Below are 21178 nucleotides of genomic sequence, written 5' to 3'. Positions count from 1 at the left end.
TGTTTTTGGTATTTAAATTTTAAAAGTTAAGGTTTAAAGTGGCTTTTTTGCCAGCTTTAAACCTTAAAAATAATGAGTTATATTTTTATATTATTTATCGAAACAATCAATAATTTGATAAGCAACACGCAATGCATCTGTTGCTTGTTCAAGCGTTACAACCGGAGTTGTATTGGTATTGATTGCGTGTGCAAAAGATTCTAATTCGTCAAGAATTGCGTTGTTTTGCTCCACATCAGGATTTGTAAAATAGATTTGTTTTTTTACACCTTCGGCATTTTGCAGGATCATGTCAAAATCTCCCGGAACTTCCGGTGCATCTTTCATACGAACTACTTCACATTTTTTCTCTAAAAAGTCAACTGAAATGTAAGCGTCTTTTTGAAAGAAACGTGATTTACGCATATTCTTTAAAGAAATTCTACTGGCAGTTAAATTGGCAACACAGCCATCTTCAAACTCGATTCGGGCATTGGCAATATCCGGAGTTTCACTAATAACCGAAACACCGCTTGCATTAATATTTTTTACTTTTGATTTTACAACACTTAAAATTGCATCAATGTCATGAATCATTAAATCCAGAACTACAGGAACATCTGTACCACGCGGATTAAATTCGGCCAAACGATGCGTTTCTATAAACATCGGATTTTCGATCATGTTTTTTGTAGCGATAAAGGCTGGATTAAAACGTTCAACATGACCAACTTGTCCTTTTACGTTGTATTCTTTTGCTAAAGCGATAATTTCTTCGGCTTCTTCAACGGTATTGGCAATTGGTTTTTCAATAAAGATATGTTTTCCTGATTTAATTGCCACTTTTGCACATTTATAGTGAGAAAGTGTTGGAGTAACAATGTCGATTACATCGACAGCGTGTATAAGTTTTGCAATTGTGCTGAAATTTTTATAGCCAAATTCTTTTGAGATTCTTTCGGCATTTTCTTGATTTTCGTCGTAAAATCCAACTAATTCGTATTTGTCAGATTGTTGTAATAAGCGTAAATGTATTTTACCAAGATGACCAGCACCTAAAACTCCTACTTTTAACATGAGAATGTATTTTAAACAAAAATATAATTTATTTGTCGAACGTGAAAATGAATGCAGTAAAGATTTAGCGATTTAATAATTAAAAATCAATATTTGATTTCCTTTTTAGTTTCTTTACTTTTGCGAGAATAAAACCTACCCATTTTGAAAGACACTGCCAAACATCAAGGACTTCGTAATCAATTAGTAAGCACTTTAGAACAAAAAGGGATTACTGATAGAACGGTTCTGGATGCGATAAAAAAAATCCCAAGACACCTTTTTTTGAATTCAAGTTTTGAAGATTTTGCCTATCAGGATAAGGCTTTTCCTATTGGCGCGGGGCAGACTATTTCGCAGCCGTACACTGTGGCGTTTCAATCGCAGCTACTAGAAGTAAAAAAAGATCACAAAATTCTGGAAATTGGAACTGGCTCAGGCTACCAAACGGCAGTTTTATTTGCTTTGGGTGCAAAAGTATATACTGTAGAAAGACAAAATGAATTGTTTAAACAGACTTCAATTTTATTTCCGAAGTTAAATATTCGACCGAAACATGTTTCTTTTGGTGATGGTTATAAAGGTTTGCCGCATTATGCTCCGTTTGACAGTATTATTGTAACGGCAGGTGCGCCATTTATTCCACAGCCATTAATGGCACAATTAAAAATAGGAGGAAGGCTGGTTATTCCGCTTGGAGAAGATGTTCAAATTATGACTTTATTAATTAGAAAGAACGAAACTCAATTTGAAAAACATGAGTTTGGAGAATTTAGATTTGTTCCTTTATTAGAAGATAAAAATTAAAAAGAAAGCCCAGTTTTAGCTGGGCTTTTTTTATTGAGCGATAATACCAATATATCGTTCCAGATTTTCTTTTTCTATTTTAGCAATGAATAGCAGGAAATCTTCCTTACTATCTTTAGTTTGTGCTGTTTCCAAAGTTTGGTAATATTGCATACGACAATCATAATCGCCTTTAATATTTGCAATAATGTATCCTTTTTGAAGCAAAATTAAATTCATGACCAAACGCGAAGTTCTTCCGTTTCCATCAATAAAAGGATGAATAGTAACTAATCTTTCGTGCATTTCGGCAGCCAAAACAACAGGGTGAAGTTTATTTTTATTAGTTTCATACCAAATAAAATAATCTTCCATTTCTTTAGCAACCATATAAGGTTGTGGCGGCATATGACTACTGCCTTTTATCATGACCTGTACTTTTCTGTAACGTCCGGCATCTTCAGGAATAATTCCTCTAAGAATTAGATTATGAATCGATAACAATTCACGTTCGTTTAAGGAAGTATTTCTCTGCATTAAATCTTTAATAAAACCAATAGCTTCCTGATGATTTATGGCTTCAAGATGCTCCCGCATACTTTTCCCTGAAATGGTCAATCCTTCATTGATAACCATATCTGTTTCACGTAAAGTCATTGTATTTCCTTCAATTCTATTGCTTTCAAAGGTATATTCAAGTTCTAAAGCTTCCCTGATTTTAAAACTATCAAATTGCTTGTAAGAGTCTAATTTTTCTTTTAGAAGATCAATTTCTTTTAAGATTTTTTCTAAAGAAGTTGATAGTTTAAGATTTGATACAGTTTTGTTGTATTTGATTTCATCTTCTGCCATTTTTAAAGCTTTCAAAGCAAATTCTTCATCACCAATTTCATAAAGAATTTTTTCTTTAAGCCACGCAATCATCAAAGTTTCGTAATCAATTTCTAAAAGCTGGGCGAGTTTTATAATTTGATCTTTGGTAGGTTTTCGTGTTCCCGATTCAAATTTGCTTATTAATGCCTGATCAATTCCGGCAAGCTGCGCTAGTTCACGCGTTTTTAAGCCCTTTTGTTCTCTTGCATTTTTTAAAAGTGATTTCATTTTTGATGAAAATTTAAGTCTTGACAAATTTAGTCATTTTTTGAATTATAAAAAAAGCAATAATTCAAATATTGCTTTCTTTTGAATTTACTTTGGAGGTAAAGAACCGTCTTTTCTCATTTCTTTAACCACAGCTTGCATAATAGCATCTACAGTTTGGCCTAAGTCTGTAACATAATCTGATTTTGTAGTTCCGGTCCAGATTAGTTTATTTTCTTTTAAAGAAAAAATATTGGTTTCAACCATATAATAAGTTGTTTCCTGATAATACCCGGGATCATAATAAGCAGGAGAATACATTCCGTACCAGTTTCCGAAACCATAACCGTAAACTCCGGAATATAAGCCGTCAAAACCGCCATAATACATTCCGGTATAAGATCCGGGAACGTAAGTAGTTTCTTTTTCCGTGCTTACTAAACGCATTGTTACAACTCCGTCAAAATTTTCGTCCTGAAGAATTTTTAGCTTTTGTTCTTTCGTAAGCTCTTTGGTAGTTTCGTTTAAGTATTGGTAAGAAGTTTTAAAAATCGGATTACTTGATGCAATTCGATTTTCGGTAATTCTTCTCGAAGCTTCATCTTTAACTAAGGCGACAACTAAGACTTTTTTAAAGTGTTCCTGAGCAACTGTTATTTTTGGATCTCTCCAGCTATTTACAATAGTAGTGTTACTGCCACAACCTGAAAGTGACAGAATTACAAGGAGTAGAATTAAGTACTTTTTCATATTTTACAGTTATATTGTTTGTAGTAAAAATAACTATAAAATTTTGATAAACACAGGTTTAGCTAAAATAAATTGAGCTTTAGTTGTACGCTTTTTTAATTCTGTCTAAGTCGCGTTTTGTATCTTGTTCTTTTAGAGATTCACGTTTGTCGTAGTTTTTCTTTCCTTTACAAAGACCAATCTGCAGTTTAGCAAGACCTTTTTCATTGGTAAACAATTTAAGCGGAACGATAGTAAGACCTTTTGCCTGCACGTTTTTATGAAGTGTTTTTAATTCTTTTTTGTTTAAAAGCAATTTTCGCTCACTGCGTGATTTATGATTAAATTGATTTCCAAAAGAATATTCCTCTATGTAAGTATTGATGGCAAAAAGTTCCAAACCGCTAAATTCGCAAAAGCTTTCTGTAATATTTGCTTTCCCTAAACGTATTGATTTGATTTCGGTTCCCGCCAAAACAATTCCGGCAGTATAAGTGTCGATTATCTCGTAATCAAAACGAGCTCTCTTATTAAGTATATTGACTGATTTTAACATGTGTACAAAAGTAAGGAAAATTGTAAAACTTAATGTGATCAAATATAATTAAAGATTTTTTTTTAATTTATTATTTTAATCAGCTTTAGCGCTGTTTTCTTTTGGATTTAAATTCATATTCTAATTTAGCGAATTGTATTAGGCGAATTCGTTAATTTTGCAAAAAAGACCGTTCTTTTTGAGGACGGTCTTTTGTATTATTTAAATTATATAAAATGGAAAGTAAATCTAAAGATCCGCTACACGGAATCACACTTCAAAAGATTGTAGAAGCCTTAGTTGACCATTATGGTTTTGATACTTTAGGAGAATTAATTCCTATAAAGTGTTTTATATCCAATCCAAGTGTAAAATCAAGTCTTACTTTTTTAAGAAAAACCGATTGGGCTCGAAAAAAAGTAGAAGAATTATATGTAAAAACGCTTCCTAAATTCAGCTGATTTTAGTTCAGTTTATACGAAAGCATTACACCGCCGCGATACGGAAGCCATTCTCCGCTTTTGTTCCAGTTTGGAGCTTTTTCATATCTGCCTGGCGTTCCGTCATTATAATATCCGTGGTAAAAACCTTGGTGCCATCCGCCTCCGGCAAAAATATCCAGTAAAAATTTATCGTTTAATTTGATATTATAACCTACTGTAACTCCTAAACGGTAGCCAAAACCATGCTCATATTTATTAGTATCCCAGTAATTCCATTTTTGTAATTGATAGAAATCAGGACCAGCGTGAGCACCAACATAAAATCCGTTGTATTTTTCTTTAAAATGATAACGAACTTCTGGAGTAAAAGTGTAAAACTCCATTGGATTATTTCCGTTAAACGATTTCCAGAAAGAAGCCATTACATCAAAGCTAAAGGTAGTTTTTTCGCCAATACTTGTCTCGATACCAACGTTTGGAATCCCAACTAAAGCTGTAGCTCCGTTAAATTTTATAAAGGTTTGACTTTGTAATTGTATGGATAAAAAAAGAACAATAAAGGCGAATAATTTTTTCATGGTATTTTTTTGTGATCGCGGACGTAATCTGTTTTCGGCCACAAATATAACGCAATAGCGCATTTACTATTGCAGGAATAGATGATTTTAACAAGAAATGTTTTTTGTCAGGAATAGTAAAATACTTAATTCTGAAGCAAAGAATAAATTACTTTATCCAGAAATTTGCCTTCATAAAGTTCTGCTTCTTTTAAATGAGCTTCCTTTACAAAGCCGCATTTTTGTAATACTTTTTCAGATGCATAGTTTTCCGGATCAATTACCGCTTCGATCGAATGCAGTTTTAAATCTTCAAAACCATATTGTATTAATCGGTTTACAGCTTCAGGAATAATTCCTTTTCCGTGGTAGTCAGGAGATAACATATAGCCAATTTCTGCACGATGATTTTCGGGTTGCATTCTGTAATAACCAATAATTCCCAGAAGTTTAGGATTATCTTTTAGGGTAATTCCCCAATTAATTCCAACATTGGTTTCTATTTTTTCCTCAATCATAGCAATATGTTCCAAAGCATCTTCATTATTTTTAACTAATGGCCTCGGAATATATTTCATAGTTTCAGGATTCGAACGCAATTCAAAAATTTCATTTACATCATCATTCGTAATTCTTCTTAAAAGTAAACGCTCCGTTTCAATTACCGGAAATGGGTGAAAGTTAAATTCTAACATCTTAAATTATACTATTTTAATACTGAATTTTGAATGAAATGACTGATCAACTTCTAAAATCAAAATCCCTTCTTTTTTAAACAAATCTCCTGAATTATCTGCTGTATCCGAATATCCGAACCAAGGCTCAATACAAACAAAAGGAGCCTGATCTTTTGTCCAGATTCCTAAACTCGGAAAATCTTCAAATTCAACTTGTACATAAGGTTTTGAATTTTCAAGAATAGTCAATGAATTAGATTCTAAAGTTTTAAAAACCAAAGCATCATTTTCGAAAAGTTTATAGTTTAACGGAACTACATTTTCGGTAGTTTTTAAAGTTTCGGTTTTATTCGAAATCAAATCATTTTCAAGAAGATTATATTTCAAAGGTTCTGCTTTTTCAAACTTAAAAGCATAGTTTTCAAACTTTTCAGGAAGTGCAATTGCCGGATGCGCACCAATCGAGAAAGGCATTTTTGATTCACTTTTATTGATGACTACATATTCTATGTTTAACGTAGTATTTTCTAACGTATAAATAAGCTGCAGTTCAAATTCAAAAGGATATTTTTTTAGAGTTTCGGCATTTGATTCTAAAGAAAAAACAGCGCTATTGCCACTTTTTTCAATAAGTTCGAATTCCATATCTCTTGCAAAACCATGTCTTGGCAATTGATATTCTTTTTTATCAATAGAGTAAGTATTGTTTTTTAATGTACCAACAATAGGGAAAAGAATAGGAGAGTGTTTACCCCAAAAATCAGGATTTCCTTCCCATATATATTCTTTATTTTGATTGTCTTTTAAAGAGAACAATTCTGCTCCGGCATTTTTAATCGAAGCCTTAAGTGTTGAATTTGATATAGTTGTGCTCAAAATGTTGTGTATTGAAAAGAATTAGTCTTAAATCTTGATGTAAATATATTTTATAAATTTTATTTTTTAGGAAAAAGCTTAGAATTATTTTTTTAATAAATTTTTGCTAAAATTAAATTTATCCTTTTCATTTTCTCTGTAAATAGCTTTTTTTTTCATTAATTTGCTACATAAACAGCTAAAAAATATGAAAAAACAATCTTCAAGAGCCTTTTTAACCATGGCTTTACTTGTTGGGATTTCTTCTGTTTGGGCGCAGCAGACTCCGCCGGCGACGACAGCAAATCCAGCAAACAATTATAATTATCATGATGCATTTGCACCACATTTTTATACTAAAAACGGTACTTCAACGCGTACAGCGAGCGGTCAGCCGGGAGTTGAATACTGGCAAAACAGAGCTGATTATCAAATAACGGCGAAGCTAAACGGAACTACAAATGAGATTGTAGGTACAGATGAAATTACATATACAAATAATAGTCCTGATAAACTTGGATTTCTTTGGCTGAATTTAGATCAAAATCTATTCAAAGAAGATTCTAGAGGAAATGCTGTTGTGCCTTTAACCGGAAGCCGTAATGGAGCTCAAGGTCAGGTTTTTGACGGAGGTAATAAAATAAAATCTGTAAAAGTAATTTCTGGTGGAAAAACCAAAACAGAAGTTGAGGCAAAATATATCGTTACAGACACCAGAATGCAGATTTTCCTTCCACAGGAATTAGCAGCAAAAGGAGCTTCTGTAAAAATTAAAATAGAATTCTCATTCATTGCACCATTTGAAGGTTCAGACAGAATGGGAGTTTTAGAAACTAAAAACGGAAAAATATTCACAATCGCACAATGGTATCCGCGTATGTGTGTTTATGATGACGTACGAGGCTGGAATACGGCACCGTATTTAGGAGCTTCTGAGTTTTATTTAGAATATGGAGATTTTGATGTAAAATTGACTGTTCCTGCAAACCACTATGTTGTAGGTTCTGGAGAATTAGTAAACGGAGCAGAAGTTTTTTCTGCAGAACAATTGAAAAGATATAAAGATGCTTCTCAAAGTGATAAAACTGTTATAATTCGCTCTGCAGATGAAGTTGCTGCAACGGCAAATAGCAATGCTTCGGCACAAAAAACTTGGCATTATAAAATTAAAAATGCACGTGATTTTTCTTGGGCATCATCTCCGGCTTTTATTTTAGATGGAGCAAAAATAAACTTACCAAGCGGAAAAAAATCTTTAGCATTATCTGCATATCCTGTTGAAAGTTCAGGAAATGATGCTTGGGGACGTTCTACAGAATATACTAAAACATCAATCGAAAATTATTCTAAAAGATGGTTTGAATATCCTTATCCTGCAGCTACAAACGTAGCAGGAAATGAAGGTGGAATGGAATATCCTGGAATTGTTTTCTGCGGATGGAAATCTAAAGGAGATGATTTATGGGGAGTTACAGATCACGAATTTGGACATATTTGGTTCCCAATGATTGTAGGTTCAAACGAGCGTTATTTTGCTTGGATGGACGAAGGTTTCAACACCTTTATTAACTCTGTAAGTTCTTACGATTTTAATAATGGCGAATACAAACAGCCTGCATCTAATTTACATGAAGAGGCAGAATATTTCACAAGCCCAAAATTAGAAACGATTATGAGTTCTCCTGATAATATGAAGGAAGCTAATATTGGCGTTTTATGTTATGCAAAACCAAGTGCAGGATTAGTTATTTTAAGAGAGCAGGTTTTAGGACAAGAGCGTTTTGATAAAGCATTACGCACTTATGTAGAGCGTTGGGCTTACAAACACCCAACTCCGGACGATTTCTTTAGAACAATTGAAAATGTTGCCGGAGAAGATTTAAGCTGGTTCTGGAGAAGCTGGTTCGTAAACAACTGGAGATTTGATCAAGGAATCAATTGGATTAAATACGTGAAAAATGATCCATCAAAAGGTGTTGTAATCAATGTTGAGAACTTCGACAAAATGCCAATGCCAATTGTTTTAGACGTAAAAACAAAAAGCGGAAAAGTAACGAGAGTTAAACTTCCGGTAGAAATTTGGCAGCGTAATAACGAATGGTCTTTCAAACACAATTCAACAGAAGAAATAGAAAGTATTACACTAGATCCAGATCATGCTTTCCCAGATTATAACGACAGTAATAATGTTTGGACAGCGGGAAAGGGAAAAGTTGAACAGGATATCATTCTAGATGGTTTCGTAGGGAATTATGTTACTGCAAAATCACCTTTAACAATTGAATTGACTGAGAAAAACAGTGTTTTAAACGCAGAACTTCCAAACTATCCAAAATTTACTTTAACTCCTGTAGCAGGTGAAAAAGATACATTTGAATCAAAAAGAGCAGGATTGAAATTTAAATTTAATGAAGCCAAAACAGGTTTCGATATGACACTTATAGATAATGGACAAGTAATTCCATTTACGAAAAAGTAATAATTCAAAAATTGAAATATTTAAAAACCCGATAGTTATAATGACTATCGGGTTTTCTTTTGTTTTTAAGTTTCAAGTTTGCGTGCTCGAATTTAAAATCTTAGAACCTTAGAACCTTAGCAGCTTAGAATCTTAGCATCTTCCAAAAAATAACTTTTCATTAAAAAAATGTTAGAATTTTGATTTTTTGTTTTGTGAATAAAAAAATAATGTACTTTTGCACCGATGAATAAAATAAGTTTACATACAACTTCTTTGTCACGGACAAACTCACCTAGTACTTCTCCCGAAGTACGGATACTATCTCTATAGTATTCACTGAGTTTTATAGCCGTATATTTATTCATATCCATTTTTCATTTTGAAATCACATAATTTGTCCATTGGACAAACATATCCTAAAAGTATTTATTATTTTGTAAATTTTCTTGATCAACTTTTTGATTTTGAATATGTTACTTCTATTTTGCTTAATTTTATTGGATTCAATTCTGGATTTCAAACTAAACAATATGCTTTAATTTTTAACTCTAACTTCAATTATTGAAATGAAGATCTCTATTGTTGTTACTCAGGAAGAACACTTCAAATTCGCACAAGAAATTTGCGATACGATAGAATCATCTGCCTTGTTAAGAGGTACGGGGATTGCTAAAAGAACTCCTGAGTATATTCAGAAAAAAATGTCGAATGGTGATGCAATGATTGCTCTGGCAGATGGGAAATTTGCAGGTTTTTGTTACATCGAAAGCTGGCAGCACGGAAAATTTGTGGCACATTCTGGATTAATTGTGCACCCTGACTACAGAAGTTTAGGTTTGGCAAAAAAGATAAAATCTAAAGTTTTTGATTATTCTTTGAAGAGATATCCTGATGCTAAAATATTCGGAATTACAACTGGCTTAGCAGTTATGAAAATCAACTCTGAATTAGGTTACAAACCCGTTCCATTCTCAGAATTAACGACAGATCCTAGTTTTTGGTCAGGTTGTAAAACTTGTACTAATTACCAAATCCTACAAAGCAAAGAAAACAAAATGTGTCTTTGTACCGGAATGTTATACGACCCAAAAGAAAAACAAAAAACGCCGCCAAGACATCCTTTTAACGAGGCTGTTTTAAGCAGACTTAAAAAAATTAAACAGGCTTTATTCTTAAACAAAATATTGTCATTTGTTTTTTTATTTAAAATTTAACCAAAAAGAAATCTCAAACTGCTAAATACGAAAGTATTGGCCAAAATTATAAAAAATGAAAAAAGTAGTATTAGCTTATAGCGGAGGATTAGATACCTCGTATTGTTTGAAATATTTAAAAAATGAAAAAGGATACGAAGTTCACACTGTACTTGTAGATACAGGAGGATTTGACGCAGAAGAATTATCAGCCATTGAAAAAAGAGCTTACGAATTAGGAAGTGCACAACACGCAAACCTTACAATCGTAGACAAATATTATGATAAAGCTATAAAATATTTGATTTTCGGAAACGTATTAAAAAACAATACTTATCCATTATCAGTAAGTGCAGAACGTGTTTTTCAGGCAATTGAAGCTATAAAATATGCTAAAAAAGTTGGAGCAAGCGCGATCGCACACGGAAGTACAGGTGCAGGAAATGATCAAATTCGTTTTGATTTAATTTTCCAAACCATTGCTCCGGAAATTGAAATTATTACACCAATTAGAGATTTAAAACTTTCAAGACAAGAAGAAGTAGATTATTTGGCTCAAAATGGAGTTCACTACTCTTGGGAAAAAGCACAATATTCTATCAATAAAGGACTTTGGGGAACAAGTGTTGGAGGAAAAGAAACTTTAACTTCAGGACAGCCGTTACCAAGCGAAGCTTATCCATCTCAATTAAAAAAAGAAGGAGAAGAAAAAGTAACGTTACATTTTGAGAAAGGAGAATTAGTTGGAATAAACGGAAAAACAGATAAACCATCTAACAATATCGTAGCTCTTGAAAAACTGGCAAATGCTTACGCAATTGGTAGAGATATTCACGTTGGAGATACTATTATCGGAATTAAAGGAAGAGTTGGTTTTGAAGCCGCAGCACCTTTAATTATTATCAAAGCACATCATTTATTGGAGAAACATACGCTTGGAAAATGGCAGCAATACTGGAAAGAACAATTAGGAAACTGGTACGGAATGTTATTTCACGAAGGTCAGTTCTTAGACCCAGTTATGAGAAACATTGAAACTTTCTTGCAAGACACTCAAAAAACAGTAAACGGAACTGTAACGGTTTCATTAAAACCATATCATTTCTCACTTGACGGAATCGAATCTAAAAATGATTTGATGAACACAGGTTTTGGTCAATACGGAGAAATGAACAACGCATGGACATCTGATGATGCAAAAGGATTTATCAAAATTCTTGGAAATGCACAAAACATATTTTCATCTGTAAATCAATTAGATCATGATTAATGTCGGAATAATTGGTGGTTCGGGTTATACAGCCGGAGAACTCATCAGAATTTTAATGTATCACCCAAAAGTAAACATCGATTTTGTTTACAGTACAACAAATGCCGGAAAACCACTTTCTGTGGCACACCACGATTTGATGGGTGACATCGAAATGAATTTTACAGATATAATAAATCCTAACGTAAATGTGGTGTTTTTATGTTTGGGTCACGGAAAATCAATTTCATTTTTACAGGAAAACGCATTTGCAAGCCATACTAAAATCATCGATTTAGGAAATGATTTCAGATTGAATAAAGATGCACATTTTCAAGGAAAAGATTTTGTTTACGGTTTGCCTGAATTGAATAAAGCAAAAATCAAAAAAGCAAATTATATAGCAAATCCAGGTTGTTTTGCAACAGCTATACAATTGGCTTTATTGCCTTTAGCTAAAAATAATCTGCTAAATAATGATGTTCATATTAATGCTACAACCGGAAGTACAGGTGCAGGTGTAGGTCTTGCCGAAACTTCTCATTTTAGCTGGAGAAACAATAATATGTCGCATTATAAAGCTTTTGAACATCAGCATTTAGGGGAAATCGGAGAAAGTTTAGTTCAATTGCAAGATGATTTTGATAGCGAATTGCTTTTTATTCCGAATAGAGGAGATTTTCCAAGAGGAATTTTTGCAACTTTATATACAGTATGTGATGATAGTTTGGAGCAATTAGTGGAGAAATACGAAGATTTCTATAAAAACGAACCTTTCGTAACCGTTACCACAACAAACATCAACATGAAACAAGTGGTGCAAACGAATAAATGTATCATTAGTTTATTGAAAAAAGGAAACCGGGTTCTCATAACATCAATTATAGATAACTTAACCAAAGGTGCTTCGGGACAAGCAATTCAAAACATGAATTTAATGTTCGGTTTAGAAGAAACCACAGGTTTAAATTTGAGACCAAGCGGATTTTAATAATAGTTTCAAGTTTTAAGTTTCAGGTTTCACGTTCTGTACGTAACCTGAAACTTGAAACCTGAAACAAAATAAACAAAAACAAAAATGAACTTATTCAACGTTTACCCATTATACGACATAACTCCAGTAAAAGCAATCGATTGTACAATTATAGATGATAAAGGAGTAGAATACTTAGATTTATACAGCGGACATGGTGTGATTTCTATCGGACATACACAGCCGGATTATGTAGCAAAATTGAAGAATCAATTAGACCATTTAGGGTTTTATTCGAATGCGATTCAGAATCCTTTGCAGGTTGAATTGGCTCAGAAATTAGGAAAACTTTCTGGTTTAGAAGATTACGAATTGTTTTTATGCAGTTCTGGTGCCGAAGCCAATGAAAATGCTTTAAAATTAGCCTCTTTTCATAACGGAAAATCAAGAGTTGTAGCTTTTGATAACTCTTTCCACGGAAGAACTTCTGCAGCCGTTGCCGTTACAGACAACAAAAAGATTGTTGCACCATTAAATGCACAGCAAGAAGTTACTTTTTTACCATTAAACCAAATCGAATTGGTTGAAGCAGAATTGGCTAAAGGTGATGTTACGGCTGTAATTATTGAAGGAATTCAAGGAGTTGGAGGTTTAGATCAAGGAACAACTGAGTTTTTTCAGGCTTTAGAAAAAACATGTAAAAAATACGATGTTGTTTTGATTTTAGATGAAGTGCAGTCAGGATACGGAAGAAGCGGGAAATTCTTCGCGTTCCAACACCACGGAATCAATGCTGATATTATTTCGGTTGCAAAAGGAATGGGGAACGGATTTCCGGTTGGAGCTATTTTGATTTCTCCAAAATTTGAAGCAAGTTTTGGATTATTAGGAACTACTTTCGGCGGAAGTCATTTATCTTGTGCAGCAGGAATTGCAGTTTTAGATGTAATCGAAAAACTAGATTTACAAAAAAATGTAAACGAAGTTTATGAATATTTCTTAGAAAAAATCAAAGAAGTTGAGGGAATCAAACAAGTAAAAGGAAAAGGCTTAATGCTTGGAGTTGAATTTGATTTTGATGTTGCCGCTTTAAGAAAGAAATTAATCATCGAAAAACATATTTTTACAGGAAGCGCCAATAATAAAAACCTGCTTAGAATTTTACCACCATTAACAGTAAAAAAAGCTGATATTGATACGTTTATTGTAGCTTTAAAAGAAAGTTTAGAAGAACTTAAAAACTAAATTACCATGAAGTTTTACCTGACGGGTTTTTAAAACCCGTCAGGTTTAAAATATAAGTTTCTAAAAAGAAACTAAACCAAAAAACAACCAACCAACTACAAATTATGAATCCATTATCAATTGAAAAACGCAATCTCGTTTTGCGGTCTATGGCAAAGCTGGTCGAGCAGGAGCGGAGTCAGATAATCCTAACAAATCAGGAGGATCTTGCTGATTACGATGGCTCAGATTTAGCAATGGAAGAACGCTTAAAAGTAGATGATAAAAAAGTCGACGAAATGATTTTATCATTAAACCAACTAGCTTCTCAAGAAGACCCCGTTGGCGTTGAGCGTTTTCATTTTACGCATGATAATGGAATAAAAGTCATAAATAAAACGGCTGCTTTCGGAACGATTTTAATTATTTACGAATCTCGTCCAGATGTTACAATCGAAGCGGGAGGAATTGCCTTTAAATCTGGAAATAAGATTTTATTAAAAGGAGGAAAAGAATCTTTAAAATCAAATTTAAAAATCGTAAGTCTTTGGCATAAAGCTCTAGAAGAAAACGGCGTTTCAAAAGACTGGGTTGAATATCTGAATTATAACAGAACAGAAACTCAGGCATTTTTAGAAAAACCAACTCAAAAAGTTGATTTAATAGTTCCAAGAGGCGGAGAAAAGTTAATTGAATTTGTAAAAGCGCATGCAACCTGCCCAGTTATAGTAAGCGGACGCGGAAATAATTTTGTTTACGTTCATGAAAAAGCAGATACAGATTTGGCTTTAAAAGTAATTTTAAATGCTAAAACAGCTAAAATTTCAGCCTGTAATGCTTTAGATAAAGTTTTAATAGATTCTAAACTGCCAAACTTTGAAGGTTTTGCTGCAATGCTTATTGAAGCTTTAATAGAAGCAAAAGTGGAAGTTATTGTAGATAAATCATTAGAAAATTTCGAAAACACCAAAACACTTCAAAACGAAGATATTTGGTACGAAGAATTTTTAGATTATAAAATTGTCATTGGAACAATTGATTCTCAGGATCATGCAATTGATATGATTAATAAATATTGCGGCGGACATTCTGCAGCAATCATTTCAAGAGATAACGAAGCCGCACAGCAATTTATGGAAGCCATAGATGCCGCAGCAGTTTACCAAAATGCATCAACCCGTTTTACAGATGGCGGACAATTTGGTTTAGGCGGAGAATTAGCAATAAGCACCGATAAATTACATCAAAGAGGACCAATTGGTTTACAACATTTGGTAACGAACAAATGGTACGTTTACGGAGAAGGACAGATACGATAATTTTAGATTTTAGATTTTAGAGTTCAGATTTTAGATTGATGATTAACGATTTTTGATTTCAGATTATTGGAATTTAATATAGACAAAGCTTTGCGAACTTACCGTTTGCAAACACAAACAATATAAAAAAACCTTGCGCCCTTTGCGTTAAAAAAAAAAACTTAGTGCCTTAGCGCCTTCGTGGCAAAAACAAAAGACATGGCAAAAAAACGGATTTTATTAAAAATAGGAAGTAATACTTTAACCAAAGAAACCAATCACATTTCGCGGGGAAAGATTGAAGACCTCGGAATACAGATTGCGGCTTTAAACGACGAATATGAATTTATTATAGTAAGTTCTGGAGCAATTGCGGCGGCAAAGCAGTTTGTGAAGCTGGACAATCAGGATAAAGATGTTTTCGTGAAACAGGCTTTGGCTTCTATCGGGCAGCCTCATTTAATGCGGATTTACAATGAAAATTTTAAGGATTTAGGATTAAATACTTCGCAGTGTTTACTTTCCTATTCTGATTTCGAAAAAGAGCAGACCAAAAAGAACATTGTAAATACGATTAATGTATTGGTTAAAAACAATTACATTCCCATTATCAATGAAAATGATACCGTTGCTACAGATGAGATTCGGTTTGGAGATAATGACAAATTAGCGGCGTTGACAGCAGTTCTTTTAAATGTTGATATTCTGATAATTGCAACCAATACAAACGGGATTTATACGAAAGATTCAATTCACGATGAAATTCCAGAAACAATCAAGTTGGTAAATGATTTAAAAACACTCGAAAAAGAAATCGGCGAATCAAAATCATCACACGGAACAGGAGGAATGCAATCAAAAATAGAAGCAGCTGGAATTGCAAAAGCAGCTAATATCGAAACTTGGATTGTAAATGGATTAAATGATAATTTTATTTTGAAGGCATTAAAGGATGAGATTTCTTTTACCAAGATTGTGTGATATGAACGCGGATGACACGAATTCGCTATCGCGAAGACGCTGATTTAAACGGATTTTATATTTGATTTTAATTTTTATGTAGTATATTTCATTCAAAAATATTTTATGGAATTATTGCATCGAGAGTTGACCGAGGTTATTATCAAAACTTTTTATGAAGTTTATAATGAATTAGGGTATGGGTTTTTGGAGAGAGTTTATCAAAATTCCTTGTATTTGGAATTGAAAAACAAAGGTTTGTATGTTGAAGCTCAGAAGAAAATTAAAGTTTATTATAAAGGTATTGAAGTTGGAGAATATTATGCAGATTTAGTAGTTGAAGATTTAATTATTTTAGAACTAAAAGCGGCTAATTGTATTGTAATCGAGTTTGAAAATCAAATTTTGAATTATTTAAAAGGCACAAATTGTGAAGTAGGTTTACTTCTAAATTTTGGAACAAAACCAGAATTTAAACGAAAAGTATTTGAAAATAGTAGAAAAATAAGAATATAAAAAATCCGCGTCAATCTGCGTCTTCGCGAAGCGAATCCGTATAATCCGCGTCTAATTTTTTAGAAACCAATAAGAAAAACAAAAAGCAAAAAGATGAATTATATTTCAATAAAAGATATCGACTCATTATCAAAATGGGTAAAAAACGCGATCAAGATCAAAAAAGATCCGCTTAAAAACAAAAAATTAGGAAAAAATAAAACCTTAGGAATGCTATTCTTCAACCCGAGTTTAAGAACGCGTTTGAGTACTCAAAAAGCGGCTTTAAACTTAGGAATGAATGTTATGGTAATGAATTTTACTAACGAAGGCTGGACATTAGAATTTGAAGACGGAGCAGTAATGAATTCCGGAGCTTCAGAACATATTAAAGAAGCTGCAGAAGTAGTTTCGCAATATTGTGATATCATTGCAATCCGTGCTTTTGCTGGTTTAGTAGACAAAGAAAAAGATTATCAAGAAACTGTAATCTCAGGATTTTTGAAATATGCAACAGTGCCAATTGTAAACATGGAAAGTGCTGTGCGTCATCCAATGCAATCATTGGCAGATGCGATTACAATGGAAGAACATAAAACGAAACATAAACCAAAAGTGGTACTTTCGTGGGCACCGCATCCAAAAGCTTTACCGCAGGCAGTTGCCAATTCATTCGTAGAAATGATGCAGATGCAAAAAGACATGGATTTTGTAATCACACACCCAGAAGGTTACGAACTAAGCCCGGAAATCACAAAAGACAGCAAAATCGAATACGATCAAAACAAAGCTTTCGAAAATGCTGATTTCGTTTACGTAAAAAACTGGAGCAACTTCAACGATTACGGAAAAGTAACCAACAGCGATCCAAACTGGACCGTTACAGCCGAAAAAATGGCTTTAACCAACAACGGAAAATTCATGCACTGTCTTCCAGTTCGTCGTAACGTAATTGTAAGCGACGAAGTTTTAGACGGAGAAAATTCAATCGTAATCGAACAGGCAAATAACAGAACGTATTCGGCACAATTAGTTTTACAAAAGATTCTTAAAAAAATATAATTTTTTTAAAGTTGCTAAGATTCTAAGCTACTAAGATGCTAAGAAACTTTGCGTAGAAAAAAACTTAGTATCTTAGAATCTCAGAACCTTAGAATCTTATGAAAGTTACCGTAATAAAAATAGGTGGAAACATCATCGACAATCCAGCAGAATTAGAACAATTCCTAACCGATTTTTCTAAAATTGAAGGCTATAAAGTTTTAGTTCACGGCGGTGGAAAATCGGCTACAAAAATGGCGCAAAGTATTGGTTTAGTACCGCAAATGATTGATGGACGCCGAATTACAGATGCTCCAATGCTGGATGTTGTAGTAATGATTTATGCAGGACAAATCAACAAACATATTGTAGCACAATTGCAAGCGAAAAACAATAACGCGATTGGTTTTTCTGGAGCAGATGGAAATTTAATTCAGTCAGTAAAAAGAAATCACCCAACAATCGATTACGGATTTGTAGGCGATGTAAAACAAATCAATACCAAATTATTGGCAACTTTATTAGAAGCTGGAGTTGTTCCTGTTTTCTGCGCGATTACACACGATAAAAACGGACAATTATTAAACACAAATGCCGATACAATTGCAAGCGAGTTATCAATTGCATTATCTGAAGTTTTTGATGTAACATTGACATATTGTTTTGAAAAACAAGGCGTTTTGCAAGATTCAGAAGACGATTCATCTGTAATAACAGAAATAAACGAAACATTATACAATAAGCTGAAAGATGAAAAAGTAATCCATTCCGGAATGATTCCGAAACTGGACAATTGCTTTAACAGTTTATCAAGAGGTGTACAGAAAATCAAAATCGGACATCATAAAATGCTTCAAAATCCAGATGTTCTGCATACAACGATTACGTTATAAAAGTTATAGCCACAGATTAAAAGGATTTTCACAGATTTTTTAATCTTTTTAATCCCTTTAATCTGTGGCAAAAAAATAGCATAACGCAAGCCTTTTTAAAATTTAATTTAAGAAATTTGCGCAAATTAAAAATGTCACGATTTTATTAAAAACTTTGTGACTTCGAGCCTTAGTGGCAAAGAAACCAAACCTATGAAAAATATTGCAACGCTTACCCAGGAAGCAATTAGTTTATTAAAAAGCTTAATCGAAACCCCTTCATTTTCAAGTGAAGAAGATCAAACGGCTTTGTTAATTGAAAATTGGTTCAATCAAAACGAGATTCCTTTCAAAAGAGAAAATAACAATGTGTGGGCTTTCAACAAGTATTTCGACGAAAATAAACCAACACTATTACTAAATTCACATCACGATACAGTAAGACCCAATCAGGCTTATACAAACGATCCGTTTAAAGCGATTGAAAAAGACGGTAAATTATTCGGATTAGGAAGTAATGACGCAGGTGGATGTCTAGTTTCATTATTAGCAACTTTTGTACATTTTTACGAAAATCAAAACCTTTCACATAATATTGTTATTGTGGCTTCCGCCGAAGAAGAAAGCAGCGGAAAAAATGGTTTAAACAGCGTTTTAAAACATTTACCAGAATTAGATTGTGCGATTGTTGGAGAACCAACTTTAATGCAATTAGCAGTTGCAGAAAAAGGTTTATTGGTTCTTGACGTAAAAGTAAAAGGAACCGCAAGCCACGCTGCGCACCAAAATGATGATAATTCAATATACAAATCAATTCCCGTAATGGAATGGTTTAAAAACTATAAATTCGACAAAATCTCAGACGTTTTAGGTCCTGTAAAAATGACCGTAACGCAAATCAGTGCAGGAAAACAGCACAACGTTGTGCCTTCAGAATGTGATTTAGTTGTAGATATTCGTGTAACGGATCGTTATACCAATGCTGAAATTCTTGAAGTTGTAAAAGCAAATGTAAATGCCGAAGTAACGCCAAGATCAATGCATTTAAACGCTTCGTCTATTCCGGTTTCGCACGGTTTGGTTCAGGCTGGAATTGCTTTAGGAAGAACAACATATGGTTCACCAACACTTTCAGATCAATCTGTTTTAAGCTGTCAGTCTTTAAAATTAGGACCTGGAGAAACGTTACGTTCGCATTCAGCAGACGAATTTATTTTTGTAAATGAAATTGAAGAAGGAGTCGATTTGTACATCAAAATACTAACCGATTTCTTTAAATTATAATCGAAACGAAATTAAACCCGACAGGTTTTTAAAACCTGTCGGGTTTCTAAAAATAGTACCTATGAAACTTTGGGAAAAAGGAATACCAACAGATAAACAAATCGAACAATTCACAGTTGGAAACGATCGTGAATTGGATTTAGTTTTAGCAAAATACGATGCTTTAGGTTCAATCGCTCACGCTAAAATGTTAGGACAAATTGGTTTGTTAACTCAGGAAGAAACAACATCTTTAGTTGATGCATTAAACGAAATCATCGCTGATATTGTAGTTGGAAATTTCGAAATCGAAGACAGTTTTGAAGACGTACATTCTAAAATAGAATATCTTCTAACCGTAAAATTGGGCGATGCAGGAAAAAAAATCCATACCGCACGTTCTCGTAACGATCAGGTTTTAGTAGACGTTCATTTGTATTTAAAAGACGAATTAAAAGCGATAAAAGAGCAAGTAAAAACATTGTTCGACTTGTTTATGGAATCGGCAGAGAAACATCAAAATGTATTATTGCCAGGTTATACACATTTACAAATTGCAATGCCATCATCATTCGGAATGTGGTTTTCCGCTTATGCCGAAAGTCTTATTGATGATATTACGATGTTAAATGCAGCTTCAAAAATTGTAGATCAGAATCCGTTAGGTTCTGCAGCAGGTTACGGAAGTTCATTTCCTATCAACAGAACGTTTACAACACAGGAATTAGGTTTTGAAACTCTAAAATATAACGCCGTTGCAGCGCAGATGAGCCGTGGAAAAGCAGAGAAAACAGTTGCTTTTGCTATGACAAGCGTAGCAGGAACATTATCAAAATTTGCAATGGACGTTTGTTTGTATATGAGCCAAAACTTTGATTTTATTGGTCTTCCGGCGCATCTTACAACGGGTTCAAGTATTATGCCTCACAAAAAGAATCCGGATGTTTTTGAACTAATCAGAGGGAAATGCAATAAAATTCAGGCGCTTCCATACGAAATCACTTTAATCACAAATAATCTTCCAAGCGGATATCACAGAGATTTACAGCTTTTGAAAGAAGGTTTGTTTCCGGCAATTCAAACTTTAAAATCTTGTCTGGATATTGCGATTTTTTCAATAAAAGATATTACAGTTAAAGATCATATTTTAGAAGATAAAAAATACGATTATTTGTTTACGGTTGATACCTTAAACGAAATGGTTGTTGCAGGAATGCCGTTTAGAGATGCTTACAAAGCTGTTGCAGAACAATTGGAAGCTGGAACATACAAATCTCCAAAACAAACAAAACATACGCACGAAGGAAGTATTAATAACTTATGCCTTGATGCCATTAAAGATAAAATGAAAGCAGCTTTATAAAAGCTTATCTCCTAAATAATATGAAACCGATGTGCGGCTAATGCAGATCGGTTTTTTTATTTCTTCAAATATATTTTTGAATGTTAAGA

21 protein-coding genes and 1 pseudogene are annotated in these 21178 nt (G+C 33.4%); 14 read left to right on the top strand and 8 right to left on the bottom strand.

The window, feature by feature from the left end:
• Positions 1-90 precede the first annotated feature (90 nt).
• A complete protein-coding gene (locus B3C18_RS07245) occupies positions 91-1056 on the bottom strand; it encodes a Gfo/Idh/MocA family protein (RefSeq protein ID WP_291144600.1) in 966 nt (321 codons plus the stop codon).
• Positions 1057-1200: 144 nt separating this feature from the next.
• On the opposite strand from B3C18_RS07245, the gene B3C18_RS07240 reads away from it, so the two are divergent.
• Positions 1201-1842, top strand: coding sequence for a protein-L-isoaspartate(D-aspartate) O-methyltransferase (locus tag B3C18_RS07240; protein WP_291144597.1), 642 nt, complete (start codon positions 1201-1203; stop codon positions 1840-1842).
• A 30-nt stretch (positions 1843-1872) separates the two neighbouring features.
• On the opposite strand, the gene B3C18_RS07235 is transcribed toward B3C18_RS07240, so the two are convergent.
• The 3 genes from B3C18_RS07235 to smpB all read right to left on the bottom strand — a co-directional run bounded on the left by B3C18_RS07235 (position 1873) and on the right by smpB (position 4186).
• The gene (locus B3C18_RS07235; protein ID WP_291144594.1) at positions 1873-2922 is read right to left on the bottom strand and encodes a Fic family protein; all 1050 of its coding nucleotides are present in this window, start codon (positions 2920-2922) and stop codon (positions 1873-1875) included.
• A gap of 87 nt (positions 2923-3009) precedes the next feature.
• Positions 3010-3651, bottom strand: coding sequence for a hypothetical protein (locus B3C18_RS07230; protein ID WP_291144592.1), 642 nt, complete (start codon positions 3649-3651; stop codon positions 3010-3012).
• A 79-nt stretch (positions 3652-3730) separates the two neighbouring features.
• Positions 3731-4186 (bottom strand): SsrA-binding protein SmpB, encoded by a 456-nt coding sequence (gene smpB, locus B3C18_RS07225; protein ID WP_056206540.1) that lies wholly within the window; start codon positions 4184-4186, stop codon positions 3731-3733.
• Positions 4187-4401: 215 nt separating this feature from the next.
• On the opposite strand from smpB, the gene B3C18_RS07220 reads away from it, so the two are divergent.
• Positions 4402-4626, top strand: coding sequence for a VF530 family protein (locus tag B3C18_RS07220; protein ID WP_291144584.1), 225 nt, complete (start codon positions 4402-4404; stop codon positions 4624-4626).
• Between the two features lie 2 nt (positions 4627-4628).
• Here B3C18_RS07220 and B3C18_RS07215 read toward each other — a convergent pair whose 3' ends face one another.
• The 3 genes from B3C18_RS07215 to B3C18_RS07205 form a co-directional block, all read right to left on the bottom strand.
• Positions 4629-5186, bottom strand: coding sequence for a DUF3575 domain-containing protein (locus tag B3C18_RS07215; protein ID WP_180856966.1), 558 nt, complete (start codon positions 5184-5186; stop codon positions 4629-4631).
• A gap of 125 nt (positions 5187-5311) precedes the next feature.
• Positions 5312-5860 (bottom strand): GNAT family N-acetyltransferase, encoded by a 549-nt coding sequence (locus tag B3C18_RS07210; RefSeq protein ID WP_291144581.1) that lies wholly within the window; start codon positions 5858-5860, stop codon positions 5312-5314.
• A 6-nt stretch (positions 5861-5866) separates the two neighbouring features.
• Positions 5867-6718, bottom strand: a complete 852-nt coding sequence (locus tag B3C18_RS07205; RefSeq protein ID WP_291144578.1) for an aldose 1-epimerase family protein — start codon at positions 6716-6718, stop codon at positions 5867-5869.
• A gap of 187 nt (positions 6719-6905) precedes the next feature.
• On the opposite strand from B3C18_RS07205, the gene B3C18_RS07200 reads away from it, so the two are divergent.
• Positions 6906-9176, top strand: a complete 2271-nt coding sequence (locus B3C18_RS07200) for a M1 family metallopeptidase (RefSeq protein ID WP_291144576.1) — start codon at positions 6906-6908, stop codon at positions 9174-9176.
• A gap of 116 nt (positions 9177-9292) precedes the next feature.
• Here B3C18_RS07200 and B3C18_RS07195 read toward each other — a convergent pair whose 3' ends face one another.
• On the bottom strand, positions 9293-9523 hold the full coding sequence (locus B3C18_RS07195) for a hypothetical protein (RefSeq protein ID WP_291144573.1): 231 nt from the start codon (positions 9521-9523) through the stop codon (positions 9293-9295).
• Positions 9524-9724: 201 nt separating this feature from the next.
• Here B3C18_RS07195 and B3C18_RS07190 point away from each other — a divergent pair, with 201 nt between their 5' ends.
• The 11 genes and pseudogenes from B3C18_RS07190 (at position 9725) to argH (ending at position 21089) form a co-directional block, all read left to right on the top strand.
• Positions 9725-10372, top strand: a complete 648-nt coding sequence (locus B3C18_RS07190; protein ID WP_180856961.1) for a GNAT family N-acetyltransferase — start codon at positions 9725-9727, stop codon at positions 10370-10372.
• 55 nt (positions 10373-10427) lie between these two features.
• Positions 10428-11621 carry an argininosuccinate synthase gene (locus B3C18_RS07185; RefSeq protein WP_291144569.1) on the top strand — a complete coding sequence of 398 codons (1194 nt, stop codon included), beginning with the start codon at positions 10428-10430 and terminating at the stop codon, positions 11619-11621.
• Positions 11614-12591, top strand: coding sequence for an N-acetyl-gamma-glutamyl-phosphate reductase (gene argC, locus B3C18_RS07180; protein ID WP_291144566.1), 978 nt, complete (start codon positions 11614-11616; stop codon positions 12589-12591). The genes B3C18_RS07185 and argC overlap by 8 nt, the downstream gene beginning before the upstream one ends.
• An 87-nt stretch (positions 12592-12678) precedes the next feature.
• Positions 12679-13818: an aspartate aminotransferase family protein gene (locus tag B3C18_RS07175; protein WP_291144563.1), complete on the top strand. Its 1140-nt coding sequence runs from the start codon at positions 12679-12681 to the stop codon at positions 13816-13818.
• An 83-nt stretch (positions 13819-13901) separates the two neighbouring features.
• Positions 13902-15116: pseudogene (locus tag B3C18_RS07170) on the top strand (glutamate-5-semialdehyde dehydrogenase); the annotation flags it as partial.
• A 198-nt stretch (positions 15117-15314) separates the two neighbouring features.
• Complete coding sequence (proB, locus tag B3C18_RS07165; RefSeq protein WP_053472258.1) at positions 15315-16076, top strand: glutamate 5-kinase; 762 nt, start codon at positions 15315-15317, stop codon at positions 16074-16076.
• Between the two features lie 105 nt (positions 16077-16181).
• Positions 16182-16571: a GxxExxY protein gene (locus B3C18_RS07160; RefSeq protein WP_291144560.1), complete on the top strand. Its 390-nt coding sequence runs from the start codon at positions 16182-16184 to the stop codon at positions 16569-16571.
• A gap of 93 nt (positions 16572-16664) precedes the next feature.
• Complete coding sequence (locus tag B3C18_RS07155) at positions 16665-17612, top strand: N-acetylornithine carbamoyltransferase (RefSeq protein WP_291144558.1); 948 nt, start codon at positions 16665-16667, stop codon at positions 17610-17612.
• A gap of 98 nt (positions 17613-17710) precedes the next feature.
• Positions 17711-18484 (top strand): acetylglutamate kinase, encoded by a 774-nt coding sequence (argB, locus tag B3C18_RS07150; RefSeq protein WP_291144555.1) that lies wholly within the window; start codon positions 17711-17713, stop codon positions 18482-18484.
• A 192-nt stretch (positions 18485-18676) separates the two neighbouring features.
• Positions 18677-19747, top strand: coding sequence for a M20 family metallo-hydrolase (locus B3C18_RS07145; RefSeq protein WP_291144552.1), 1071 nt, complete (start codon positions 18677-18679; stop codon positions 19745-19747).
• Between the two features lie 61 nt (positions 19748-19808).
• Positions 19809-21089: an argininosuccinate lyase gene (argH, locus tag B3C18_RS07140; protein WP_291144550.1), complete on the top strand. Its 1281-nt coding sequence runs from the start codon at positions 19809-19811 to the stop codon at positions 21087-21089.
• Positions 21090-21178: the final 89 nt, after the last annotated feature.

The sequence above is a fragment of the Flavobacterium sp. UBA7680 genome (assembly GCF_002482975.1).
Taxonomy (GTDB): domain Bacteria; phylum Bacteroidota; class Bacteroidia; order Flavobacteriales; family Flavobacteriaceae; genus Flavobacterium.
This window is presented reverse-complemented; position numbering and strand designations above follow the sequence as displayed.